General features: G+C 34.8%; 21 protein-coding genes and 2 pseudogenes. 6 read left to right on the forward strand and 17 right to left on the reverse strand.

What is annotated here, in order from left to right:
* Positions 1 to 2: 2 nt before the first annotated feature.
* The 4 genes from AC2CGR_RS11005 to AC2CGR_RS11020 form a co-directional block, all read right to left on the reverse strand.
* Positions 3 to 218 (reverse strand): hypothetical protein, encoded by a 216-nt coding sequence (locus AC2CGR_RS11005; RefSeq protein WP_087964602.1) that lies wholly within the window; start codon positions 216 to 218, stop codon positions 3 to 5.
* A gap of 152 nt (positions 219 to 370) precedes the next feature.
* The gene (locus tag AC2CGR_RS11010; RefSeq protein ID WP_087964601.1) at positions 371 to 1501 is read right to left on the reverse strand and encodes an RNA-guided endonuclease InsQ/TnpB family protein; all 1131 of its coding nucleotides are present in this window, start codon (positions 1499 to 1501) and stop codon (positions 371 to 373) included.
* A gap of 1002 nt (positions 1502 to 2503) precedes the next feature.
* On the reverse strand, positions 2504 to 3949 hold the full coding sequence (locus AC2CGR_RS11015; protein WP_484480818.1) for a L,D-transpeptidase family protein: 1446 nt from the start codon (positions 3947 to 3949) through the stop codon (positions 2504 to 2506).
* Positions 3950 to 4842: 893 nt separating this feature from the next.
* Entirely contained in the window at positions 4843 to 5262 is a 420-nt protein-coding gene (locus AC2CGR_RS11020; RefSeq protein WP_484480819.1) for a YhfM domain-containing protein, read from the reverse strand.
* 99 nt (positions 5263 to 5361) lie between these two features.
* On the opposite strand from AC2CGR_RS11020, the pseudogene AC2CGR_RS11025 reads away from it, so the two are divergent.
* Positions 5362 to 5651: pseudogene (locus AC2CGR_RS11025) on the forward strand (hypothetical protein).
* 168 nt (positions 5652 to 5819) lie between these two features.
* Here the strand turns inward: AC2CGR_RS11025 and cuyA are convergent.
* The 5 genes and pseudogenes from cuyA to AC2CGR_RS11050 all read right to left on the reverse strand — a co-directional run bounded on the left by cuyA (position 5820) and on the right by AC2CGR_RS11050 (position 11617).
* Entirely contained in the window at positions 5820 to 6815 is a 996-nt protein-coding gene (cuyA, locus tag AC2CGR_RS11030) for a D-cysteate sulfo-lyase (protein WP_087964598.1), read from the reverse strand.
* Between the two features lie 300 nt (positions 6816 to 7115).
* On the reverse strand, positions 7116 to 8348 hold the full coding sequence (locus AC2CGR_RS11035; RefSeq protein ID WP_484480820.1) for a DUF4073 domain-containing protein: 1233 nt from the start codon (positions 8346 to 8348) through the stop codon (positions 7116 to 7118).
* A 302-nt stretch (positions 8349 to 8650) separates the two neighbouring features.
* Entirely contained in the window at positions 8651 to 9064 is a 414-nt protein-coding gene (locus tag AC2CGR_RS11040; RefSeq protein ID WP_087964596.1) for a DUF6892 domain-containing protein, read from the reverse strand.
* 69 nt (positions 9065 to 9133) lie between these two features.
* Positions 9134 to 10245: pseudogene (locus AC2CGR_RS11045) on the reverse strand (aminopeptidase).
* 451 nt (positions 10246 to 10696) lie between these two features.
* A complete protein-coding gene (locus tag AC2CGR_RS11050) occupies positions 10697 to 11617 on the reverse strand; it encodes a class I SAM-dependent methyltransferase (RefSeq protein ID WP_270184972.1) in 921 nt (306 codons plus the stop codon).
* Between the two features lie 214 nt (positions 11618 to 11831).
* Here AC2CGR_RS11050 and AC2CGR_RS11055 point away from each other — a divergent pair, with 214 nt between their 5' ends.
* A complete protein-coding gene (locus AC2CGR_RS11055) occupies positions 11832 to 12413 on the forward strand; it encodes an ATP-binding protein (RefSeq protein ID WP_000819857.1) in 582 nt (193 codons plus the stop codon).
* 150 nt (positions 12414 to 12563) lie between these two features.
* Positions 12564 to 13682: an LPXTG cell wall anchor domain-containing protein gene (locus AC2CGR_RS11060; protein ID WP_484480821.1), complete on the forward strand. Its 1119-nt coding sequence runs from the start codon at positions 12564 to 12566 to the stop codon at positions 13680 to 13682.
* A 64-nt stretch (positions 13683 to 13746) separates the two neighbouring features.
* On the opposite strand, the gene AC2CGR_RS11065 is transcribed toward AC2CGR_RS11060, so the two are convergent.
* Positions 13747 to 14418, reverse strand: a complete 672-nt coding sequence (locus AC2CGR_RS11065; RefSeq protein WP_000202597.1) for an ABC transporter ATP-binding protein — start codon at positions 14416 to 14418, stop codon at positions 13747 to 13749.
* Complete coding sequence (locus AC2CGR_RS11070) at positions 14418 to 15482, reverse strand: ABC transporter permease (RefSeq protein ID WP_087964592.1); 1065 nt, start codon at positions 15480 to 15482, stop codon at positions 14418 to 14420. The genes AC2CGR_RS11065 and AC2CGR_RS11070 overlap by 1 nt, the downstream gene beginning before the upstream one ends.
* A 185-nt stretch (positions 15483 to 15667) precedes the next feature.
* Here AC2CGR_RS11070 and AC2CGR_RS11075 point away from each other — a divergent pair, with 185 nt between their 5' ends.
* Together AC2CGR_RS11075 and AC2CGR_RS11080 are read left to right on the forward strand one after the other, a co-directional pair.
* Positions 15668 to 16291 carry an ArsR/SmtB family transcription factor gene (locus AC2CGR_RS11075; protein WP_087964656.1) on the forward strand — a complete coding sequence of 208 codons (624 nt, stop codon included), beginning with the start codon at positions 15668 to 15670 and terminating at the stop codon, positions 16289 to 16291.
* Between the two features lie 216 nt (positions 16292 to 16507).
* Entirely contained in the window at positions 16508 to 17767 is a 1260-nt protein-coding gene (locus AC2CGR_RS11080; protein WP_087964591.1) for an MFS transporter, read from the forward strand.
* Between the two features lie 104 nt (positions 17768 to 17871).
* On the opposite strand, the gene AC2CGR_RS11085 is transcribed toward AC2CGR_RS11080, so the two are convergent.
* From AC2CGR_RS11085 to AC2CGR_RS11105, 5 genes are all read right to left on the reverse strand, one after another.
* On the reverse strand, positions 17872 to 18342 hold the full coding sequence (locus AC2CGR_RS11085; protein WP_000820997.1) for a DinB family protein: 471 nt from the start codon (positions 18340 to 18342) through the stop codon (positions 17872 to 17874).
* A gap of 210 nt (positions 18343 to 18552) precedes the next feature.
* Positions 18553 to 19929, reverse strand: a complete 1377-nt coding sequence (locus tag AC2CGR_RS11090) for a sensor histidine kinase (protein WP_087964590.1) — start codon at positions 19927 to 19929, stop codon at positions 18553 to 18555.
* Position 19930: 1 nt separating this feature from the next.
* Positions 19931 to 20608, reverse strand: a complete 678-nt coding sequence (locus tag AC2CGR_RS11095) for a response regulator transcription factor (RefSeq protein ID WP_000781968.1) — start codon at positions 20606 to 20608, stop codon at positions 19931 to 19933.
* Between the two features lie 146 nt (positions 20609 to 20754).
* The gene (locus tag AC2CGR_RS11100) at positions 20755 to 21594 is read right to left on the reverse strand and encodes a YitT family protein (protein WP_087964589.1); all 840 of its coding nucleotides are present in this window, start codon (positions 21592 to 21594) and stop codon (positions 20755 to 20757) included.
* Between the two features lie 336 nt (positions 21595 to 21930).
* Positions 21931 to 22200, reverse strand: coding sequence for a 2TM domain-containing protein (locus tag AC2CGR_RS11105; protein WP_029438937.1), 270 nt, complete (start codon positions 22198 to 22200; stop codon positions 21931 to 21933).
* A 265-nt stretch (positions 22201 to 22465) separates the two neighbouring features.
* Here AC2CGR_RS11105 and AC2CGR_RS11110 point away from each other — a divergent pair, with 265 nt between their 5' ends.
* A complete protein-coding gene (locus AC2CGR_RS11110; RefSeq protein WP_029438938.1) occupies positions 22466 to 22720 on the forward strand; it encodes a SunI/YnzG family protein in 255 nt (84 codons plus the stop codon).
* Positions 22721 to 22914: 194 nt separating this feature from the next.
* On the opposite strand, the gene AC2CGR_RS11115 is transcribed toward AC2CGR_RS11110, so the two are convergent.
* Positions 22915 to 23556, reverse strand: coding sequence for an ATP F0F1 synthase subunit alpha (locus tag AC2CGR_RS11115; protein ID WP_087964588.1), 642 nt, complete (start codon positions 23554 to 23556; stop codon positions 22915 to 22917).
* Positions 23557 to 23746: the final 190 nt, after the last annotated feature.

Genomic DNA, 23746 nt, shown 5'->3' on the forward strand with positions numbered 1-23746 from the left:
CCTTATATATTTAGCTCTTTTTGCTTTTTGTTTTTTCTATGTCTATACAGCAATTTTCGACTTATGAGAGAAATCACTAATAAAGTGAGGATCAATACGATAAGTTGCATAAATGACAAATCAAAATATTTAGCACCTGTAACGATTAAAAGTGTAGAAATTGTGCCTTTTACAACGAAAAAAATAATAACCCATAATCCGCCTTTTTTCCAGTTCATTTTATATTACCGATACGATAAACTTAACTAAATCTATACAATTCAATCAAATTTACACGAGTTAGTGCTTCATCGTGTTCTCGCAACCCCGAAGGGACGAGGGGTATAACACTCCACACGAGGCAGTATCGTTACCTCCTATTATCAAGCATTTATTTTACCCACCTTGATAAATTTGTCGCAGCATTTACATCCCTATCGTGATAGCTATTGCATGAAACACAACACCACTCACGTATTTTTAAACTCCACTGTCCTTCTGGTTGAACTGAATGGTCGTATTTAACTCCGCAACATGAACAAATCTTGCTTGAAGCGAACCATTTATCAGCTTTTACATACGCAATGCCATGTTTCTCGCACTTGTATGACAAACATTGAAAGAAGAAGTGTAATTTTTGAAATGAAAATGCTTTCGATAGTTTTTTGTTTTTTAACAGGTTTGAAATAGATAAGTCTTCCACAACAATTCTCATTGGTTTGGTTTTCACCAATTTAGCTGTTGCTTGATGGATATGGTTATTTCGGATATTCGTAATTTTCCTAGATAACCGCAGGTGCTCCGCTTTCGCTTTTTCATATCCGGCAGATTGAATTTTTACACCTTTTTTAAATCTCCTAGACATATCTCTTTGTGCTGACCTTTTCCTTTTCAAAAGTTTTTTAACCTTAGCATCTTTGTTTATATTTCGTTCTTTCATACCATTAGAAGCTACAAAAAGCTCTTTTAATCCAACATCCACACCAATCGACTCGTTCGTTAGTTCTTGTAATTCAAAGTCTTCTTGGAATCCTACACTAATCCACCAGTGACGACCATCAAAGGTAACTCTTGGATTGGATGGTTTTTTGTTTCTTGGTAGTTGTTGGCTTGTTTTTACTTCTCCAATGGACTGAATATGAACCAATTTCTTTCCTATAACCAGTCTTTCATAATTGGCATAAAATCCTTGGATTAAATCTTTTTTGGATTTATAAGAAGTGTGAGAACCATTTTTGTACTTTTTGAACGAATTTTTTCTCGCCGTATCAAAATCTTTTGAAGCCTGTTTAGGAACTTGTGCATTAATGTCTTGTAACCACTCATATCTTTTTCGCTTCTTGATCTTTGTAAATCGTTTCTGTAAAGCTAACTGTGAAACAGATTTTCCAAATAGCTTATAATATCTATCACTCATTCTTTTACAATAGTTATAAGCGAATCTTGCAGCACCAGCATGGTTTCTAAGCACTTTTTCTTGTTCAGGCGTTGGAATCAGTCTAACTTTCTTCGCCAATATCATCAGAATGTAACTCCTTTAATGAAAGATTTGTTCTTCTGAATCGTAGCGTGTTCCACCAGCATTCTCCCGAGACTACTCGTATGCAAACCTGTTAATTCTGATACTTGACTAACTCGTAAAAAATTCATTATTATTCTTACCTCATTGAACCTATCACAGTACGTACGTTCTGTTCGTTCGATGAGGTTTGATAGATTTAATTAAATGTATCTCGTTCAACTAAGGTCGCAATTCCTTAGCCAGTTCTCTTATGAACTTCTCATATTTTCACATGAGCGCAGACTATATGTTTATCTCTTTAGAGATAGAGGATTTTTCCACCACCATAGGCTTGTGGTGTACTCTCGTCAGTTATACGAGATAGTCGTTGAACGTTCATCTTATCACTTTTGACTTAGATGATTCGAGGCGGAAGACCCATTGTTCTAGTGTTTAGGATTTAACCTTGCACCATCTGACTGATTTTTTCTGCTTTCGCAACATTCACGCTCGCTATTTCTAGCCACGTTGTAGTTCAATCAGCTTTAGGGATTGCCCGCAGTTAACCCTCACTACTAGCCAATCACTTGACTAGCAGGGCTTACTGATATATTTAATTAACTTTCGTTATAATTTGTTAAATAAATCGTAACAGTTAGTTACCCTTTCCTATGTTTAAATTCTTAAAAAATTTAGTGATAGTTCTTGAATGTGAGAGCTTAATAGAAATTTATTATATTAATAAAAAAAGTAAACTTTTTCACAAAATCCTATCCAATTATATACGACGATTCCATAATAAATGAAAATGATATTCAGTGTCAATTTTATTTATTATTTGTACACCTAGTTTTCCATCTCAATCTCTTCCCACTTTGTTTCTTATAAACAATGAACTCTTGCCTTCAAATAAAAACACCTCCATTGCATTTGCACACTTTGTATGCGAATGCAAGAGGTGTTTTTTCATGTACCATCAGGTGCTTTATTTATTCGTTTAAGTTCTTAATACGCAGCTATTTTCTAGTACACGATAACTGGATCATACGTGTTCAAACTATCATATACAGTTTTTGCAACGTTAGGAAGAAGGTTTACGCAACCGCCTGATCCTCCTGTTAAATAAGCATTACTTCCCCAGTCTTTTCGCCAGCCGGCATCGTGGAATCCTTGACCGCTATTTGTGAATGGAACCCAGTAATCTACTTTAACTGCATAATCAGCTTTCCCTACTGCGCTGCCTCTTAGCGTATATGGTGTACGTTTGTATAGAACGTACCACACACCTGGTGATGTATCTTCACCCGTGCTATGTTTACCCGTTACTACATTTGTTGTAACGACTAGTTTGCCATCTTTATAAATCCAAATTTGTTGGTCTGCAATGGATACTTCTGCATATGTGTCTCCTATGCCATTATTCGATGTTGTTTTATAACCGATCCCTTCTTTCTCCCAACCATTCCCGTGAATGTTAGAAGCAGAAAGTGATTTTTCGCCTTTTTCAAAGGCTTGTTGAACTTGTTTTGTCTCTTTTTCCACATCTAGTGCCCAGCCGTATCCTTGTCCTTTTACTGATATAACCGAACCAGAATGTGTTTTAAAAGCGAAGTCTTTATGTAATGTAGATTTAGCCTTATTAATTTCAGCAACCTTATTCTTAATATCGCTCGCATCGATTGTCACTTTCATATCCTTTGACATAGAGGCATTTTGAATTAAATCTTTCGCTTTTAACGAATACACTTCATCCTGCACTTTATAATCAACAGACTGCGTAAGAAGATTTTGTAATGCTTTCTCTTCTTTTTTAATAATTGGATCTTCTTCTTTAATAGGTTGTATGTATGCAGACTTTAGATGAATTTCGCTTTTATGCTTCTGTTTATCGTAATCTTTTAGTAAACTCGCAACGTCATATTGTTTTCCATCAACACTCTTCGAAATTACAACTTTTCCTTGTTCAAGCTTCGCCATAGCATCTTGAGGCTCTTTTAATTGTGTATTCATAGAAACAAGCTTTTCTTCTACAAGTTTTTTCATCGTTTCACTACGATACTGCTCTGCCTTTTCTGGTAGCAATGAATACTCTTTTTCCTTTGCAGAAGGGAAAAATGTCCACTGGCTTTTTAATAGTTTCTTAACCTGCGGCAAATCTTTTTCCGTCAGTTCCGTCTTTGTCTCTTTTTCATCTAAAATTTGTTGTTGATCAATATAAACTTTGTTTGCTAATCCAGATGTTTTTAATTTCTGCATTGCCTGATCAGCGCTCAAACCACCGACTTTTGTATCATTAATCGTAACATTAGAATTGAAGTGAGTTGCCTGATAATAGCTCATTCCTCCAAGGAGAAGTGCAAGTACACCGCCACCTGCTGCGATAAGCTTCCAATTTGTAAAACGTTTTTTGGATCTTACCCGTTTTTTCTCAACTTCTTCAACAGATTCATTTACTGTATTGTTGTTCATCAATCTTTCCCCCGTATACATTAACGTCAATTGATTTTAAACCAAAACCATTGAATAGTGTACCTTATTTTTCCTGAAATTTCATTGTTTTTAACTAGGTTTTATCTCATTTAATCGTTAAAAGTTAGATTTTTTATAGAAAGATATATAAATATGGTAGATAAAGTGAAAAAGGAACCACATCAATCGAGCTATTATGGGCCCTAGTATTCCCTGAATTTTGAAGAGTAGTACTCTCCATGAACTTTAACTTAGTGAAATAAATGTTAGTAGGTTCAAGTTAGAGGATAGCACCTTAGCATGTCTTCTATTTGTGAACATTTTAATATCGGATTTTTATAAATATAGAATTCCCCTATGCTTCCCGCTTTTCACCAAGGTTCACAACATCTACTATCAGCCTAACTCATTTCACCTTATGACCTTTTATCAGCAATAATTTTAAGTTTCTTTAAACTATTATATATGTTTGTACCACGCTTTATTGATACGTTCAACCTTTACAGGTGTTGAAGTTTTTGACTCATTCTTTGTTATAACCCTATTATTAGAACATCCTGCAATAATAAGGCAGCATGTAACCAATAAAACCAATAATATAAATTTATTCAAATAGCCACTCCTATATAAGTAAAATATTATATTGAGAAAATTAAACATACCATCGAATCTTTGTAAAAACAATATATTTACTAGTTTTATTTTCATTAGCGGATTAATGGACGCTTTAAGGTGCTTTTTTTGCATTTATAAGGGTAAAACTTCACGTTCATCAAGTCAAGGTTCAATTTCTGTTTAATTCGCTCTCAGAGTTTATTCCCATATAAAAGATGGCTATTTTTCTTGAAAACTAAGTATCTTCCAAAACAAAAAACTGTAGACTCCATATACATTTATTCAACTAACTTCTCCCCTGTAACAATCTGAAACAAAGTGGCTGCATTTTTCCCATCTAATTGAACGTACTGGCTATTCCCCGCTATGATTTCTATTTTATCCTTATTAGGAATTACCCAAATTTGATACAACACAGCTTTCGCCTCTATTTTCAGATTTTTAAATTGAAAAACAAAATGATAATCAGCTGGACGAGACATTTGCACTTTTTTATTTTCAAAATGAGTATCATTTAATATTTTCTTTACTTGCTGAACTTGCTTATTATCTGTAACTACCTTCAAATCTTCATATGTATCATCTACATGTTTTTGCACTTTGATCGTTTGATTTTCATTTCCTGTTATATTCGAACAACCCGTTACTATGAATATAACTATGGCAATAAAAACTACAGATAAATTTCTCCCCTTCATATTCATCAACCTCATTTCAATCAAAATACGAACATTGTAAAATAAAGGGAATATTTTTATAGTTAGCAATATAAAGAGTAACAGAAAGGAGTGCCTTCCATGCAGCTAAAAACATACACTTGGAAAAGTTATACGTTTCTCATTGTAAGTATATTCGGTACGATTAATCTTTTTCTTTTCACACCTATTTTAGACAGAGTTGGGGTAGAATATGTCATGCCTTTCGCCTACTTCATATTAGCTTCCGCTGTTATAGCAATCCTATTAGCGGTAATATCTTTTTGTAGTCGAATGAAAGGAAAATTTTAGCGATTATCGGTTTATGTTTTACTCTATTTAATACAGCAATTATTTTATTCTTCCTTTGGTTCGGTTACCATTTCACTTAAGTGAAATATAAATAAACTCCATAAGCTACAAATAAAATTAATAAAATGAAAATTCCGAGCACCGTGTATATCATCCATTTTAAGTTTGAACTCATATACTCCCCCTTCTGACCCCAAATAATTCCATTATATAACAAAAAGCATTGGATACCCAATGCTTTTTCACACTTACGCAAATAAAGATGTATTCGCATATAAAGCTGGTGAACCACCTGAATGTACGAATAAAATGTTGTCTTCTTTTTTAAATGTACCTTTTTTAATTAAATCGATTAGTCCCGCTACTGCTTTACCCGTATACACTGGATCTAGTAAAATACCTTCTGTTTTTGCTAACAGCTGCACTGCATCCACCATCTCTGGCGTTGGTAACGCGTAACCTGGTCCTACATATTCATCAAAGCATGTAACAGCTTCGCGCGGGATAAAGTTTGGAATACCAACGTGAGCTGAAGTTTCATCTACAAGTTTTGCTACTTTCTCTTCTTGCTCTGCTTTTCCTCTACTTACGTTAATTCCGATTACTGGGATGTGACTTTGTGTTCCAGCAAAACCTGTAATTAAACCAGCGTGCATGCCGCCGCTACCGCTTACGCAAATGACTGAACTGAAATCAATTCCTTGGTCAAATGATTGCGCCATAATTTCTTGCGCACAAGCAACGTATCCCATTGCGCCAGTAGGATTTGATCCACCAACTGGAATGACATATGGTGTGTTCCCTTTTTCACTTACTTCTTTCGCAACCTTATGCATCTCTTCCATAAGATCTGCTCCGTTCGGTACAACAATGACATTTTCAGCACCTAGTAAATGATATAAGAAATAGTTTCCATTAAAGTCTGGCTTCTCTTCTGGCTCAAGCCCTTCTTCTAATACAAGAATACATTTCATTTTCTCTTTCACCGCAGCTGCCAGTGTCAGGCGGCAATGATTGGACTGAATACCACCAGCTGTAATTAACGTATCTGCACCCTTTGCCTGTGCATCCGCAACTAGAAACTCTAACTTTCTCGTCTTATTACCACCAGCTGTTAAACCAAGTAAATCATCTCGTTTAAAATAAATAGTCGGTCCACCAAGTGCTTCAGAAAAATTGTTTAATTTCTCAATTGGTGTATATGACTCTGTATATTTTTTTCTCGGGAATTTAGCTAAATTCATTAATAACGCTCCTTTTGTACTTCTTTTACAATGTATGTAACGTTACTATTATTGCATGTAAAAATGATGAAGTCATCTTTCTGGGGGAAAATGTATTGGAATTCGGCTTTGGTGAATGAAATTATAACTTCAATACGGTACATGAAATTTATATCAGCGATTCTTAACTCATATCGGCGATTTTCAAATTATATCGACCGATTCTTAATTTATATCAGCGATTTTTTAAATATATCGACTTATCGACAAAAAACAACAAAATAAAAAGAGCCCACACATTCAAATGTGGGCTCCCTCCAATCACTTATTTGCCGAAAAACGGAGTAACTGTGTTAATCCTGGCTCTAAATTCATTTCGCCTTTATGGCGTACGTATACGATTTTGTCCCCGTCAAATTTGGGTGGGTTTCCTGGATTATAAGTATGCCACTCGTCCGTTCCTTCTATAGAGTACTCCATGTATTCTGTTGCACCGACGATTACGTTTTTACTATCATCTGCCGTTATATTTGGTGCCATTTGTGCAATTTTCGAATCACTAATTAATAATTTTTTTATTTCCTTATCACGTTTGTAATCATATGCTGTCACCATTACATCGCTACCATATGCTTTCACTTGCAACCCTTGTTTAAATGAATAGCCATCAGGAGCAGTCTTCTCTCCTCCATTTGGTCCAGCCGACATCCAGCCCGTTTCAATCCCGCCCGTATTTACAACAGTAAATCCTTTTTTATCTCCGCCTGCAATTTTCTTTTTACCAGCCCAGTCCGGTAAGTTTAAATCCCAATGCGTATGACTCGTAAAGAAAACGACCTGCGGATAGTCTTTTAATATATCGTACAATTTATCAACGTTTAAATAGTCTTGTAAATATGGTGATTGTCTTGACCCAGACACAGTATCAGGTAAAACGTGATGAGAGAAAATGAAAATTGGTTTATTTTTATCTTTTTGGCTGTACTCTTCTAAATTTTGTTTTAACCAACCTAGTTGCTCATCACTCATATATACTTCGTCCCACATTTTTGAATCGTGGTATTTCATATATTTTTCAGTTCCTAAAAATAAAAGCGGATAACCGTCTAATTCTTTTTTATGATATACCTTTTCTTGTCCACTAAATTTCAGATAGCGGTTAAATAAAGTTTCCTCAGTTACACCATTTGGCCATGTACTTTGAGAGAGCTTCCCATCAGCTGTCCATTTACCAGCGTAAAACTCATGATTCCCAACAGTTGACCATACATTCTCTGGATGTTTATTTTTGTTTAATACACGCTTCACATCATCATATTGGAACTGTTGTCCAGTTGGCGTTATATCCCCATTCATAATAAGTGCTCTAGAAAGTGGCGTTACTTTATTCATATCTTTTAATACGTGATCAAAATCTCCTAAATCACCTTGAATGTCACTAATAACATTAAAAGTTGTAGCTGATTTTCGAACTTGCTCTTTCCCTTCCGCATGCGCTGAAAATGTCGGTAATAACGCCGCCATAACAGCTAATGAAGCAACTGCCTTTTTCATACAAATTCTCCCCCTAATAATAAAATGTATAAACTGACATGTTTTGCTTTCTCTTAGGTGCTTGTCCAATTCACATTATAAAGAGGGATTGTAAAGATAGATGGAGTAAAAATTTAAGTGTTTTTTAAGAGATTTTGTCTTTTTTACACGCCCCATTCAACAATTAACACTAATTTTTCTATTAACCTACTAATATTAACTGAATGTAAATTTATACGATACATCACTTCGTTTAATCTGTTGTGTTTTAATTTCCTTTACACAATTTCAATAAAGTACTTTACCATTTTAAATTCTCTTCATTAATCCTCAATTTCTATTCCAGCTTGTTTTAATGGTTCTAATACTTTCGGATAACACATTGAAATATACTCCACTGTTTTTAAATTTTTTAGATTTTGAAATCCTTCAACAGATATAACATCAAATAAACTGTCTTCACCGTCCCAATCAGGCTTTAAAATATGATAAATTTCATTCCCGCCATCAAAGCAAAGGGATTCAATCTTTTCCAAATCACTTATTTCCAAAGTTAACTCTTCTAAAAAATCTCTGATTTCAACAATTGGTCCAGCTCCTGCATACCATTCGAAATTATTCGTATACTTATCTATTAAGTCTTTCAATTCCATTTGAAATAGTGGCTCTTTATCTAATAAAGCTTCAATTACCACTAATTTAAAGTTAAAATCCTGAAACATTTCACTCTTTCCCATTTTAACTTCCTCCTATATTGCCCCTGTCCTAGGGTTTTAATCTCCTTTACACAACTTCCAAAAAGTACTTTACCTTTTTAAATTCTTTTCATTTAATCCTAACAGCTCTGGTAAAATAAAACCCCCATCTTTTCTAATCAGTACATCATCAAACCAAATTTCACCACCGCCGTACTCTGGCCTTTGAATGTTTACTAAATCCCAATGTATCGCTGATGTATTCCCATTATCTGCACCTTGCAAGGAATCTCCAATCGCTAGATGAAAACTACCATTTATTTTTTCATCAAATAACGTATTATTCATCGGATGTAGTATGTAAGGGTTAAAAGCTAGCGCGAATTCTCCAATATATCTTGCTCCCTCATCCGTATCAAGAATGCGATTTATTCGCTCTGTATCATTTGCATATGCCTCTATTATTTTCCCATGTTTAACATGTAACTTTATATTTTGAAACGCATAACCTTGTTGAATGGAAGCTGTGTTAAATGTTATTACTCCATTTACAGAATCTTTAACAGGTGCTGTATATATTTCGCCATCCGGGATATTATCCGTACCATCCCCCTTTAAAACGCCTATTCCTTCAATGGAAAACTCCAAATCTGTTCCTTCTCCAATTATCCTCACTCGTTTTGTCTTTTCCATTAATTCTTTTAATGGCTCCATCGCTTTCGACATGTTGTTGTAATCTAGCGTACATACATCATAATAGAATTTTTCATAAGCCTCCGTGCTCATATTTGCTTCTTGTGCAGAAGCCGCATTCGGAATGCGAGTTGTCACCCATCTCTTTTTATACACCGCTTCACTATGAGCTTTTCCGAATATCTTTTGGTATAATTTCATTTTTCTGCTGGTACATCCGCTAATTCATATGCATTTCTAGGACTACGAAGATTAATATACACTTGCATCTTACTTAAGCGGTAACATTCCCAATCTGCTAATAACTGAAATTGCTCTTCAGATCCAGACAAAATTAATTGCCTCGTAACAGAAACATCGCGCATTGATACATGTGCATATCCCCCTGCTTTTTCCACTGACTTAATAATCTCACGAACTACTATAGGATCTACTTCCGTAACGCTTTGAATTAACACTTGGTCACCAGGCTGTACTTTCGTAGAATGGTTGACTAGTATATCTGCTAATTTAGATAGTTCTTGCTTCATTAGACTCTTCACTCCTTTTTCATCCAGAAAACTGCTGAAAAATAACCAATTAAAAACAAAATATATAGGTTCCAAACACTTGAGATTGCTACTATTCCAAGATAAAAGGTTATTGGTAAAAACCAAACGCCGTAAAATACCATTAGAAAAGCTTCCCTAGAAAATACTGTAATAACTGCTAAAAAAGAAGGAAGCAAAACCAGGAAAGAAACAGTACTCAATACTTCTTTACTAGGTGCTCGATTACTATAAGGATTAAAAAACAGAAAAACTATCGAGAGTACAAACATACTTATATAATACAAGCATCCCAATATAAACAATAAGATTATTTTTCATACTCTTAATCCCCTTCCAATAACCATATACTTACTACTTCCCAGCACCACGTATTATTCCCTTGTTTTCCACAAAAAAGACACAGAGATTCCTCTCCATGCCTAATAATCCCCTACCTCTTCACCGCATGCACATAATGCACCGTCTCAAAAGCTTCTAAATAATCATTTCGTCCTTCAAAATATAATGTATTTATGTCCTCTGGTGATAAATGCTCATAAATGAGTAAGCCCGCCTTCTCTAACAGTGCTTCCATTTCATTATAAGAAAAACATGATTTCATCGGTTCTCCGCCTACCGCTGCCATTTTTACCATATTTTCAACTCGGTTAGACAACCCTTTTTCCGTAAATAAGTTTTCATCGGGATAATCAAAAACGATAGAACTCCCTTCTGGAACCATCTCGAATAGACATTCTATTAAACTGGAAAGTTCCTCTTTCGTTAAATAATATGAAACACCTAAAAGACTAAAGAAAGTCTTTTTATGTTCAAATCCTTCATTCCTTAACTGTTCATAGGAAAATCTTTTCGTGAAATCCATTGAAACAAAATGAAGGTTGTTTGGAATTTCAATTTCTGCTTCTTTTATTCTTTCCTTCTTAAACTGCTGCGTAGAAGGATGATCCACTTCAAATATTTCTAATTTATTTTCTAACTCTCGGTTTCTAAAACTAAACGTGTCTAAACCTGCACCGAGTATGACGTATTGTTTTGCACCTAATGTAATTTCATGTAATAATACTTTTTCACAATATGCCGCACGTGCTAAAGGTGTTGGTGATAATTGAACTTGCGTAATCCATTTTAATATTTCTTTCGGATTATCTTGAAACTGCTCTGCAATGTCTGTATTGAAAAAATGTATTCCTTGAACCATGTTCGTTTCAATGTCGTTACGTTCTTGTTGTGAAATGAACTCTTTAGCTATATAATCATCAAATATTTTCGGACGATCAAATTCACTATGATATGCCCTGCTGAAAGCTGATACTAACGACGTTACACTTGACTCACCTTTTTTCACGCACATACACTCCTTCATTTTGACAATAAAAATAGGGTCCCCCCGGCCAGGAGAACCCTATTATACACTTTATTTTTATATTGGTAAATTATAGCACAAATAAGTTTTTTTGTCAAGTTTCCAGCCTACTATCACTTCGGCACTTTGTATATTCTCTGGCAGGAAAATATTCAATCTACATTGAATATTCCAGACTATAACAACACACATGGAGGCCAATATGAAACGATTCGTCATTATTACGGTAGGAAAAACACACAGCGGTAAAACTACATTCGCAAAGGCTTTAGAAAAAGAGTTACCCCACTCTTTCGTTATGGATCAAGATAACCAAGCTGAATTTATTAACACGCATTACGAAAAATTACAGCCGGCTGAAGGCCCTAATACATTTAAGCACGGTCTTTCGAAATTCATTGTTGATTATGCGAAAGGACATACAAATTTACACCTTATTATTAGTAACTCCAATCGCAGTAAAAACGGAAGGTTATATTTACTAAACGAATTATTTCCACAAAATGAATATGTACGCATACTCGTTCATTTTGACATTCCAGATGATGTACTTTACGAAAGAGTGGCTCGAAGCACACGAAGTACCAATATTTTTAGAGGTAGTTATTCTAGTTTCAAAGAAGTTCTGAATCGCCAACAGGCCGAGTCACTTCACGAAGATGTTGTAGATCCTATAGAAAACGAGGCTGATTATTTGTTTGTTATCCGCAATAATAAAGATGTAAACTTTACTATTGAAGAAATTGTTCATCTAGCTAAAGATTTGTCTCCTACTCCAAAATAAGAGACTATAAGAATTACATAATGATAGATTATTATGCAAATCCTTCCTCTAAGCGCCTAACATAGTATATAATGATAAAATAATCTACTTCTATATGCTCAATTTTACACAAAACAGCTCATGCATATGAAAGAAAAGAGGTACAAAAATATGAAAACAAAACAAACAATCGCTGCGTCTACACTAGCTTTAGCAATGATTGCTGGCGCAAACTCTGTTCATGCGGAAGTAACTGATGCTACTCCTCAGCAAAGTACGGGAGATCGATTAGCTGAAATTAAGCAACATAAACAAGAGTTAGATGCGAAATTGCAGCAACACAAAGAAAACGTGGATCAAACATTGAATGAACTTAACAAAGTTAAGGAAAATGTTGATACGAAGGTGAATGAACTACACGAGCGTAAACAAGTTGCCGATGAAAAAATTAACGAAATGAAGCAACGTAAAGAAGAGTTCGATGCAAAACTTCAGCAAGATAAACAAATCGCCGAAGATAAAATCGCGGAAATAAAAGAGCATAAAAAACAAGTAGAAGATAAAGTTGCTGAAGTGAAAGAACATAAGCAAAATATCGATAATAAGGTTAATGAGATTAAAGAACATAAACAAACTGTCGATGAAAAAGTGAATGAAATGAAACAACATAAAGAGAACATCGATCAAAAGGTTAATGAACTTAAGGAAGTTAAAAAACAAGTCGATGAAAAGTTAGCTGAGTTAAAGAAAGCGAAACAAACTGCTGAGGACAAACTTGCTGAGCTAAAAGAAAACAAACCGAATACTGGTAACACGTTAGAGGAACTTAAGAAAATTAAAGGCAATTTAGATAGCCTTTCCGCTAACTTAGAACTAGCTAAACAAGATGTGAAAAACAAACTAGCTGCATTACAAGAAGCTAGACAAGATTTAATCAATAAAATTAACGAGATTAAGCAATCGAAACAAACTGTTTCAGACGATTTATCAAAGAAAAAACAAGACTTAGATATTAAAATCAACGACTTTAAACATACTGAGAAAAAAATTGATGACAAATTAGCTGAGTTACATACAACGAAGCAAAATGTAGATAACAAGATCAATGAAGTATCTCAATCGAAACAAACAGAAACAAAAACTGGTACTACAAATGCAAACAATAATGCTAGAGAACTCCCTAACGCTGGTAGTGAGCAATCAAATAATATGGCTTTAGGTATGTTATCTGTTTTAAGCGGCGTTTTATTAGTTGCGCGCAATAAAATTAAAACGTTATTCTCAAAATAAAGCCATTATACTTATTAGAAATAATTATACAAAGGCCAACCGCATGTACGGTTGGCCTTTTTCTTTATATTAATTGTCCATCTCGAAGCGTCAATATACGATCACATACATCAAGCATTCTTTCATCATGTGTAATCATAATGGCTGCTTTTTGGCTCTCTTTCACTTCACGTTTCATCATTTCAACAACTTCACGTGCGCGTTTTGAGTCTAAGCTTGCCGTTGGCTCATCCGCTAATATTAAATCTGGGTTGTTCATGAACGCACGAGCAATTGCTACCCTTTGTTTTTCCCCACCAGATAGTTGATTTGGATAATGATTTTTTCTTTCTCCTAATCCAAATGCCGCTAATAAATGATCCGCGCGCTTTTCTGATTCTTGTTTACTTTCTTTTTTCAGCTTTGCAATGTAAAGTAACTGTTCCTTCACATTTAAATATGGAACAAGGTTTGCGAACTGGAAAATGAAACCGATTTTTTTCAAACGAATATCTGTCATTTCCTTTTCTGATAACTGTGTAATATTTTGCTCACGAATGTAAATATCCCCTTTTGACGGTGATAATAGTGCACCCGCGATTGATAATAACGTACTTTTTCCTGATCCAGAAGGACCGACGATTCCGATAAATTCTCCAGCTTTCACATCAAGTGATATCGGATGAAGGGCTGTTACTTCCGTATTCCCTTCTCCATACACTTTACTTACTTTGTCTAATTTTAATAATGAAGTCATTACATCCCGCCTCCAATTGCTTCTAGCGCATCAACTTTTAATACTTGGTATAACGAAATAAGTGTTCCTAAAATACTAATGACGATAAAGATTGCTGCATATTGTGCAATCATCGGTGTTGTTAATAAGAACGGCATACCTGCTGGTAAAATTTGTTCTAATCCTTGTACAAGAACGATACTGATTACCATCGCAACGACTGATAAGAATAACGCCTGCACGACTAAGCTATTTGCTAAATACGAGTTCTTTGTACCGATTGCTTTTAATACACCTAATTGCTGTGTTTTTTGCAGTGTAATGACGTAGAAGAATACACCGATTAATAAAGCAGCGATTACAAGTAAGAATGCAATGATCATCGTTAATGTTCCTTGCTCTTCTTTAAATCCTGGAATACTTTGCAGTACTTCTTTTTTATCGATAACGTGAGCATTTTTAATCTCTTTATCTGTATTAAGTGCAATCGCGCTATAATCTTTTTGGTTTGGTTGTGTAATAGCACCCCAAACGTCTTCATTTACATAAACGACTGGTGTATGGCTAAACATTTGATCTTTCGTAAATCCAACGATTGTAAATTCTTTCTTTGAAACAGGATCGATAATTGTATCTCCAATATCGATTCCCTTCTCTTTAATCGATTCGTCAGCAACCATTTCGTTATTTGCTGTACCTAATTTCTCACCTTTTACAATGTTCGGTTCTAAAAATGTATCGCGTTCACTTGAGAAAATAGCGATATCAACCTTTTTCGAACTATCTTTCTTTTCATACGTTGAAACTTTCACACGAAACGGGACTGCCTCTTTCTCTCCTACTTGATTTACTACATTATCTACATCGTCTTTCTTAATTTGTGAACGAAGTAATTTATTTTCCGCATCATCTGCTAAAACGAACTTGTTTGCCTCCATATTTTGAATCGATGAAGCATTATCATATGATAATCCATTTGCTAATCCTGAAATCACAAGGACTAAAAATGATAATAACACCATAATCAATCCGATTAATCCGTATCTTAATTTTGATTGTTTTAATTCACGCAGAGCTAAAAACATTTCGCTCGCTCCTTCCTCTTTCTTTCTATGCACTTATCATAAAAAAGAAATATGAACGGAATATGAACAGAAGATTACAGAGTTTAAGATTCAATTTTCAGAAAGTATTGAAAATAATTGAAATCCTTGATACAATTCAGTCAAATAATCTTGACCGAGTAATTTTATTAAAGGAGTTGATCATGTTGAAGCCCGTATTAACACTAACTACTTATAGTCAACTAAAAGCATTAAGCGATCCACTACGTGCCGAAATGATGATACGTCTATGCGAACGTCCTTATACCGGACAATTACTATCTGAGAAATTCGGCATTTCAAGGGCGAAAATTCATTATCATTTAAAAGAATTAGAAAAGAATGGTCTTATAGAGATCGTTTATACAGAAGAAAAGAATGGCATCGTTCAAAAGTTTTATCAATCTGTCGCGAAAGGCTTTACCCCTGCCGCAGATCTATTACCTCATTTAGAAATAGTAAGCGAATCGGGTCGCCAAATATTTTTACAAATGATAGAAAGAACAAAAAGCCAAATTCTCGCTGCACCAGAAGAAGCTTTTACATTACGAAATGCAAGTGAAGACCCAGCTAAGTGGAATTACGTTTCATCCTGCTGGGAGTTTGATGCTACGCCAGAACAATTTCAAGTGTGGGTGAAAAAATTTCATCAATTGATGGCTGAATTAAACGAAATCACAAAAGGTGCAGATAAAGATCCGAATAGTAAACCTTATTATATTTCTACTACTGCACTTCAAATCGCAGAGAGAACAATGCAACAATTTGTTAAAGAAGAAGAAAAATCGTAATACGATTTTTTTTACTGAGACGGTCAAATTTATTTTACCGAATAAATTTATCCGACATTAACGGGCAGTAAAACTCTAACCTCAAAATTCAACTAAAAAAAGAAGTTAAGTGGGAGATTAACTGCCCGTAAACGTCCGATTGGTGGGGGCTGATAATCAGTGGGGATGAACCTCCCACTGATTAAAGTTTCACTTTATTATAAAGGAGTAGATTAAATGGACATATTGAAAAACCGGAATTTCCTCTTATTATTTTTAGGGAGAATTTTTACAAACATAGGAGATAGCTTGTATTATGTAGCCGCGATGTGGCTCGTATATAAACTAAGTGGTAATCCTTTTTATTCTGGATTGGCTGGTTTCCTTACGTTACTACCTTCTGCATTACAATTTCTTACCGGCCCATTCGTTGATAGATGGCCAATTAAAAACACCCTCGTCATTACACAAGTTTTGCAATGCATTCTTATATTAATCATTCCTATTACACACTACTTCGACCTATTAACAGTCCAACTACTACTCATCATCATGCCCATCGTAGCCTTTATCGAACAATTCGCCTATCCTGCACAGTCAAAAGCTTTACCACTTCTACTGCATAAAACACAATTATTAAAAGGAAACTCTCTCTTCTCATTTGCGTATCAAGGCATTGATTTAATTTGTACGACGCTTTCTGGAATATTAGTAGCACTATTTGGCACGATCACTTTATATGTAATTGACTCTTTCACATTCGCGATTACTGCCCTTTTGTTCTTTTCATTGAAAATACCAAAGCAAACCGAAACAGGTACAACACTTTCAACTAAACAATATTTCTCTGATTTAAAAGAAGGTTTTTCAATCGTCTTCCGTTCCTTAATGGGCGTATTCTTAATCGGTTCCGTTGTCGCTAATTTTTCAATTGGTATGACGATGGCCATACTCCCTTCTTTCGCTGATTCTTTAGGGGGCGTGAAGTCATATGGCTTCTTCTTAGCTGCTATATCAGCAGGTAGTCTCATCGGTGCATTATTCAGTTCATGGGTTGGTAAACGTAATGTTGGCCGTGTCTCTATTATTGGCTTTGCGACTGGCGCTACCTTTTGGTTTCTCTCTACAATCGTACCGTTTCAATGGCTATCTATTCTCTTATTCGGCCTAGCTTGGATTCCAATTGGTGCAACCAACATATTATTTGCGACAATTAGCCAAATTGTAATTCCAAATCAATATATTGGCCGCATCAATTCAGTCATGCGAAGTATGAGTACAATTGCTATGCCGATCGGTTCTTTAATTGGCGGATACACTGCAAATGTATTTAGTAGCCAACTCATTTTCGCGCTCGCTAGCATCGGGATTTTATTTATTTCTCTCGTATGGCTACTTCATCCGAAATTACGAGCATTGCCGAAAGCTGATGAGATTACAGCGGATACTTTTGGGGTGCAGTTTAAGGAGGAGCGCGGGAAAGGTGCTGCTTTATAGCAAGCAAACATAACCCCGTTCTAAATTTGGGACGGGGTTAAAAATATAATAATAAAGTCGTTTGAATATCTAAATTTTATTCAACAAAAGCACCAAAACGGCAGTTAACGCTTTGATGGCCAAGCCCCCTGCATTTTCCTTAATTGAATAATTTGTCCTGTATGATAAGCATCATGAAGCATGATATCCAGTAATTTCCCCTCTAGTGAATTTTGCTCAAGCTCTCTTTCGGAAATTGCACTTAATACCTGTCTTAAATTATGTTGAGCATCTTCAGAACGTTCAACGACTTTCTTCCATTCCATATCATCATTAGATTGCTTAGTAAGATAAAATGTCTCATTTCCATCAAGGTTATGTGTCCATTCACGGCCTTCCAAGTTGGCAGCAAGCCTCTCTTTGTAATAAATGAGATGATTAACGTTCTCCCAAATGGTATTCGTTTCCTCACTAGATGGTTTCCACATAGCCTGTTCGGCTGTAAGTCCTTCTATAGCATGTTTAAACGGTGCATACCAACTCTCTTTATCGAATGTTGAATCTAGTTTATTTAATAACAAGTCAATTCGTTTCAAAATAATTTCCTCCCTAAATAGCGAAAGTTTCAATAAAATCCTTATAACTCTGTAGAGATTCTACATTTTCAAATAAACTTCCTCCTAATCTTATTCTACAAACAAGTCCAATTATGGAATAGGATTACTCACATCTTTAAAACAACTCTTTTCACTTTACACATAGACTAACGAACAAAAAAGAGGCCGTTCCCAAACAGCCTCTTCCCTCTATTTTGGAAGCTCAACTCGAACAGTCGTCCCTTCCCCTTTCGTACTATACACTGAAACGTTTCCATGATGCAGTTCAACAATCTTCTGCACAATCGATAACCCTAAACCGCTACCTTCTACGTTTCTTGCTCTTGCTGTATCCACCTTATAAAAACGATCAAAAATACGATCCATTTCTTCTTGCTCCATACCGATTCCGTTATCGGATATAGAGATTATAACGCTAGACTCTAACTCTTCGACGAAAAACTCGATGGTCCCACCATCGTTTGAAAATTTAATGCTATTCGTAAAGATATTACTCCATACTTGATGAAGTAAGTTTTCATCACCTTGTATTGTAATGTCCGGCACATCAAACTCAACAGCGATATCTTTTTCACGCCATTTCCATTCCAGCATAAAGATGACGTCTTTAATTTGTTTTTGCAAATTGAATTCTTTTATTTGTAATACTTTCTCTTCTTTATCTAAAGAAGCTAGCGTAAGTAATTGTTTACATAAACTAGACATTCGCTTACTTTCACCTTCAATAATTTGTAAGTAATGATTTCTTTCTTCTTCACTCATCTTTTCTGTTTGCAATGTTTTCGAAAAACCTTGTATAGAAGAAAGCGGCGACTGGAATTCATGTGAAACGTTCGAAACGAATTCTTGTCTCATTTCATCTAACTCTTTTATACTTTTCGTCATCTTTTGGAAACTTGTAGATAATGTGCCTATTTCATCTTTTCGTTTTACGTCTAATTCAATTTCATATTCCCCACTCGCAATTTTTTGCGTAGCCTTCGTAAATTTACGAATGGGACGAACGATATATCCTGCGGCAATTGCTATAAAGATAATGCTTAATAGTACGATAAACCCAAGTAATACCGCTAAGAAAATTCGCATCTCGCCAAATTGGTTCTGAATATCGGGACGAATAAATAAAGCGTACTGTTTATCACCGTGCTTTACCGGTACACCGACACTATTTATTAATTCATTATCGAAAAAACCGGTAATAAATAGGCGAGTCGGATATGTGGAAACACCATTAAACGTTTCGCCATTCAACACTTTACGGACGGTATCATCACTTATTGTCGTCTTACGAAACGCATTACCGATACGCTTTCCATTCTTTTGATCATCGACAATATAAATTTCATATCCTAATTTTGCGATAGAATGTAAATATGCCTCTTGATTTCCTTCACTTTGCTTTTCATATAATGACTTAACTTCTTCCGCATACGTTAAAATCTTCTCACTGTTATACGGTTTTAACTTCACTTGATAATATACGTTCGTTAATAAAAAGCCAATAATACTACTAAGTAGCATAATACCGACCGTCATAAAAACAAATCTAGAGTATAATGATTTCATTTTATTTCAACTCCAACTTATAACCGAGTCCGCGCACTGTTGTAATTTGAAAATCATCCGTTCGTTTGGAGAAACGATCTCGGAGCCTTTTCACATGAACGTCAACCGTTCGTTCATCCCCTTCAAAATCCATTCCCCATACTAACTCAATTAACTCTTCTCTTGAAAATGTTCTCCCAGGATAACTAGCTAATTGTGATAATAATTCAAATTCCTTTAATGGAAGCAAAATCGTCTGCCCGTTACACTTTACTTCAACACCTTTACGATCAATTGTCGTCCCGTGAAGTGTAATTATGTCCGCACTCAGCATTTGATAACGGCGCAATAATGCTTTCATACGAAAAATGACTTCAGCTGGTTCAAATGGTTTTACGATATAATCGTCTGTACCAGAAATAAATCCTCTTTCTTTATCGACTAACTGATCTTTCGCCGTTAATAAAATAACAGGAATATCATGATACTTACGAATTTCTTCACATAACGTATAACCATCAACGAACGGCATCATAATGTCTACGATCGCAAGATGAATATTTTCCTTCTCTAATACTTCTTGCGCTACCTTTCCATCTTCTGCTTCAAAAACTTTAAATCCCTCTTTTTGTAAATGGTAATGTAACAACTCTCTAATATGCTTATCATCATCAGCTAATAAAATATGTATCATCTTCATTAAACCCTCTCTTGTTCATCCTTATACATCACTACATTAAAAAACAATTAGATTTTTTGCAAGAAAAAGAATCTATTTTGAAAACAGATGATTCAAAATAGATTCTCACGTTTCAGTATTAAGATTATTTTAATCAAAAACAACTTTTAAGCCTTAGAAATATCAACAAATCCTTCTCCGAATACATCACGAACGTCGTGTATAGCGATGAACGCAGCCGGATCTGTAGTTTGAACAATCCTCTTTAGTTTCACTACTTCTTGCTTATTAATAACAACGTAAAGAATGTCCTTCGGCGTTTTCGTGTAATAGCCATGACCTGAATACACGGTAACTCCTCTGCCCATTAAGGTTGTCACCTTCCCGGCAATTTCATCCGGTTTATCCGAAATAATCGTAATGGCCTTTTTCGGATTTAAACCTTCAATTACAAATTCCATTACTTTCGTTCCTACATATAACATAATAATTGTCAGCATCAGTTTTTCTGCACCAATGATGAAATAAGATGAAAACGCAACGATTAAATCAAAGAACAGTAGACCGTAACTAATGCTCCAGCCTAAGTATTTATGTGTCATCCTCGCTAAGATCGTAGTTCCTGCTGTCGTTCCACCAACGCGAATGATAAGACCAATCCCGCACCCGATAAATATTCCACCGAAAATAGCATTTACCAGCATTTCATCTGAAGTAATCGTCCATCCTTCTGTTAAATGAAGAAATAGCGAGTTCGTAACTACAGCGATAATCGTATAAATCGTTGTGATCTTATTTAAAAATTTATAGCCGACTATTAACAAAATCGCATTTAAAATTAAATTGACTAAACCTGGTGACCACTCAAATAAGTAGTACGTAATAATCGTGATACCTGTTACCCCGCCCTCACCAAATTCGTTCGGAATAACAAATAAATTGACACCTAAAGCAAAAAGGAATGCACCAATAATAATAAAAATAATGTCTGTCGTTCTTTTTTTCATATAGTACCTCACTTCTTATGCAAATATTTCTTCAGATATAAACTCTCACCATTATATCGTGGAATATTCAAATCGAACAGTGGTTTATTTTTATTTTAATATAGGATGATAAATCAACTTTATCCTCTATCCACATGTAATTAAAAAAATATTACAACTGTATTTATTATGTACTACAAAGATAGTTTTGATTTCACATGCCATTCATGCTAAAAACCGAATAGGAACACGTACTCGCATGAACTTCGAGTACAAAACAAATAGGCGAAGCTATAGAATAGGCTTCGCCTCAAGCGTGTGCTCACAGAGATTTATATTCATAAATCTCTGGTTTTTTCACTTATCTTTCTCCATATACTCTTTAATCTTTCGTTCCTCCCACTCTTTTCCGAATATCCCAAATGGAAAAGTTGTTAAACCGTGTATAACGATACCAATCCCCCAACCTCCAAGTGGATATAAAAACCATAATTTACTTGAATCAGAACTTATATTTATGAAAAAAAGCATTAAGTTAACTAGTATATACACCGTTAAATGAATATAAAACGCTTTTAAATTCTCCACCCTTTTTTTAGCTCGTAAATACTTCTCATCTCGCTCCATATATAAACACCTCTTTCATTATTGTATTTTTTAAATTCGCTCCGATTTAAACATCATATTCTAATCGGAATTCCCTTATTCTCAAAAATTTACAAAATAAAAAAGATTGTCTTCATTGCCGAAAGATTGCAGGTGCCAGTGGATACCCTTTTTTGTTCGTAGTACGATACCTTGTGAAAAATCAAATTTCACAATAGAAATAAAACCTTTAAATCTGTATAATGAAATTAATAGTGGTATTTTAATACAGAAAGGTTTTGATAACATGCTAGGTATCGATGTCAAAAAAACAGATGAAGAATTAATTATTTCATGGCAACTAGCTAAGGTTCAAATTCCATTAAGTGATATTATTGAAGTTACAGAAGATGAAACTTATGCTGGTGTAGAAGAAGAAAACGTAATCCGAATTGGAACAGCATATGCTACAACAGATCGAATTTTAATCAAAACCGTAAAACAAAATTATCTATTATTTACGACGAATAGAGTAGCAGTTTTGAATAAAATCAATGCATAAGCATTACTTGAAAACACTTGTCTGTATAGGTTTATTCGATTCAACTGTATACCCGGATTTTAAAAATTATTATAGATACAATGATGTACCTTAGCCCCAAATATAAAATAAAGAAAAAAGTACTCAGCAAATTGTCATACACGCGACCATTTGCTGAGTACTACATGATACATTTATTATTTACAGAAGTCTAATTAAGACCAAATCCAAACATCATCATTATTTTCAACGTTGCTCTTTACGTCATAAACCTTTTCGATATGATCAACTGTGTTCCAATTAATAGAACTTCCGCCCCAGCCTACATACTTCATATCAATTTTTACTTTCTCACCCGTATTAAATACTTGTCCCTTTGTTAGGAAAACATCAATAATCACTTTCTTCCCGTTTAGCGATGGATACTCCACTACGACATATTTAGTAGCACCGACTCCCTCATCTTTCATCGTTCCTACTTTTGCTACTTCTCCAATTACATAATCAGGTGAGCCATCTTCTTTCATATGCATCCCTAACTTGTTTGTTGTATTTTCAATTGCAGTTGCAACCATATATTCTGTAAAATTACGCATCATAGATCCAGTAGCTTTTACTTCATCTCCTACTTTCACGTTTGAAAGTGAATCTATATATACGCTAACAGGTTCTTCGTATTGCTTAGATTTTACAACAATTACACCGTTATCTACTTCTACTACTCGTCCTTCTAACGTCGAGAAATTCGATTCAATAGAAGCTGCACTCGCTTTTGTTACTTCTAGTCCTGGTACATTCGTTCCTGATAATGCTGTGATTCCTAAAGCACCTGCTAAAATTAATTTTTTCATACCCATTATGAAGCATCTCCATTCATGATGATTTTATTTTTGATTGGATACGACCAACCTGTAACTATTATAGTTACAGGTTATAAAAAATAGCAACCCTCTTTCTCATGCAATGATGCATAATGTGATTTTTACATAAAAATCGATTGTTTCTATATTCAACAATACTGCCAAATTCTTGCATAACAGCAGGGAA

This window comes from Bacillus sp. LSHTCR4, from assembly GCF_057197025.1.

What these genes read in the sequence shown, in the direction of transcription:
- AC2CGR_RS11005 (WP_087964602.1), bottom strand. Translation starts at nt 218, where the DNA reads ATGAACTGGAAAAAAGGCGGATTATGGGTTATTATTTTTTTCGTTGTA.
- AC2CGR_RS11010 (WP_087964601.1), bottom strand. Translation starts at nt 1,501, where the DNA reads ATGATATTGGCGAAGAAAGTTAGACTGATTCCAACGCCTGAACAAGAA.
- AC2CGR_RS11015 (WP_484480818.1), bottom strand. Translation starts at nt 3,949, where the DNA reads ATGAACAACAATACAGTAAATGAATCTGTTGAAGAAGTTGAGAAAAAA.
- AC2CGR_RS11020 (WP_484480819.1), bottom strand. Translation starts at nt 5,262, where the DNA reads ATGAAGGGGAGAAATTTATCTGTAGTTTTTATTGCCATAGTTATATTC.
- cuyA (WP_087964598.1), bottom strand. Translation starts at nt 6,815, where the DNA reads ATGAATTTAGCTAAATTCCCGAGAAAAAAATATACAGAGTCATATACA.
- AC2CGR_RS11035 (WP_484480820.1), bottom strand. Translation starts at nt 8,348, where the DNA reads ATGAAAAAGGCAGTTGCTTCATTAGCTGTTATGGCGGCGTTATTACCG.
- AC2CGR_RS11040 (WP_087964596.1), bottom strand. Translation starts at nt 9,064, where the DNA reads ATGGGAAAGAGTGAAATGTTTCAGGATTTTAACTTTAAATTAGTGGTA.
- AC2CGR_RS11050 (WP_270184972.1), bottom strand. Translation starts at nt 11,617, where the DNA reads ATGTGCGTGAAAAAAGGTGAGTCAAGTGTAACGTCGTTAGTATCAGCT.
- AC2CGR_RS11055 (WP_000819857.1), top strand. Translation starts at nt 11,832, where the DNA reads ATGAAACGATTCGTCATTATTACGGTAGGAAAAACACACAGCGGTAAA.
- AC2CGR_RS11060 (WP_484480821.1), top strand. Translation starts at nt 12,564, where the DNA reads ATGAAAACAAAACAAACAATCGCTGCGTCTACACTAGCTTTAGCAATG.
- AC2CGR_RS11065 (WP_000202597.1), bottom strand. Translation starts at nt 14,418, where the DNA reads ATGACTTCATTATTAAAATTAGACAAAGTAAGTAAAGTGTATGGAGAA.
- AC2CGR_RS11070 (WP_087964592.1), bottom strand. Translation starts at nt 15,482, where the DNA reads ATGTTTTTAGCTCTGCGTGAATTAAAACAATCAAAATTAAGATACGGA.
- AC2CGR_RS11080 (WP_087964591.1), top strand. Translation starts at nt 16,508, where the DNA reads ATGGACATATTGAAAAACCGGAATTTCCTCTTATTATTTTTAGGGAGA.
- AC2CGR_RS11090 (WP_087964590.1), bottom strand. Translation starts at nt 19,929, where the DNA reads ATGAAATCATTATACTCTAGATTTGTTTTTATGACGGTCGGTATTATG.
- AC2CGR_RS11095 (WP_000781968.1), bottom strand. Translation starts at nt 20,608, where the DNA reads ATGAAGATGATACATATTTTATTAGCTGATGATGATAAGCATATTAGA.
- AC2CGR_RS11100 (WP_087964589.1), bottom strand. Translation starts at nt 21,594, where the DNA reads ATGAAAAAAAGAACGACAGACATTATTTTTATTATTATTGGTGCATTC.
- AC2CGR_RS11105 (WP_029438937.1), bottom strand. Translation starts at nt 22,200, where the DNA reads ATGGAGCGAGATGAGAAGTATTTACGAGCTAAAAAAAGGGTGGAGAAT.
- AC2CGR_RS11110 (WP_029438938.1), top strand. Translation starts at nt 22,466, where the DNA reads ATGCTAGGTATCGATGTCAAAAAAACAGATGAAGAATTAATTATTTCA.
- AC2CGR_RS11115 (WP_087964588.1), bottom strand. Translation starts at nt 23,556, where the DNA reads ATGGGTATGAAAAAATTAATTTTAGCAGGTGCTTTAGGAATCACAGCA.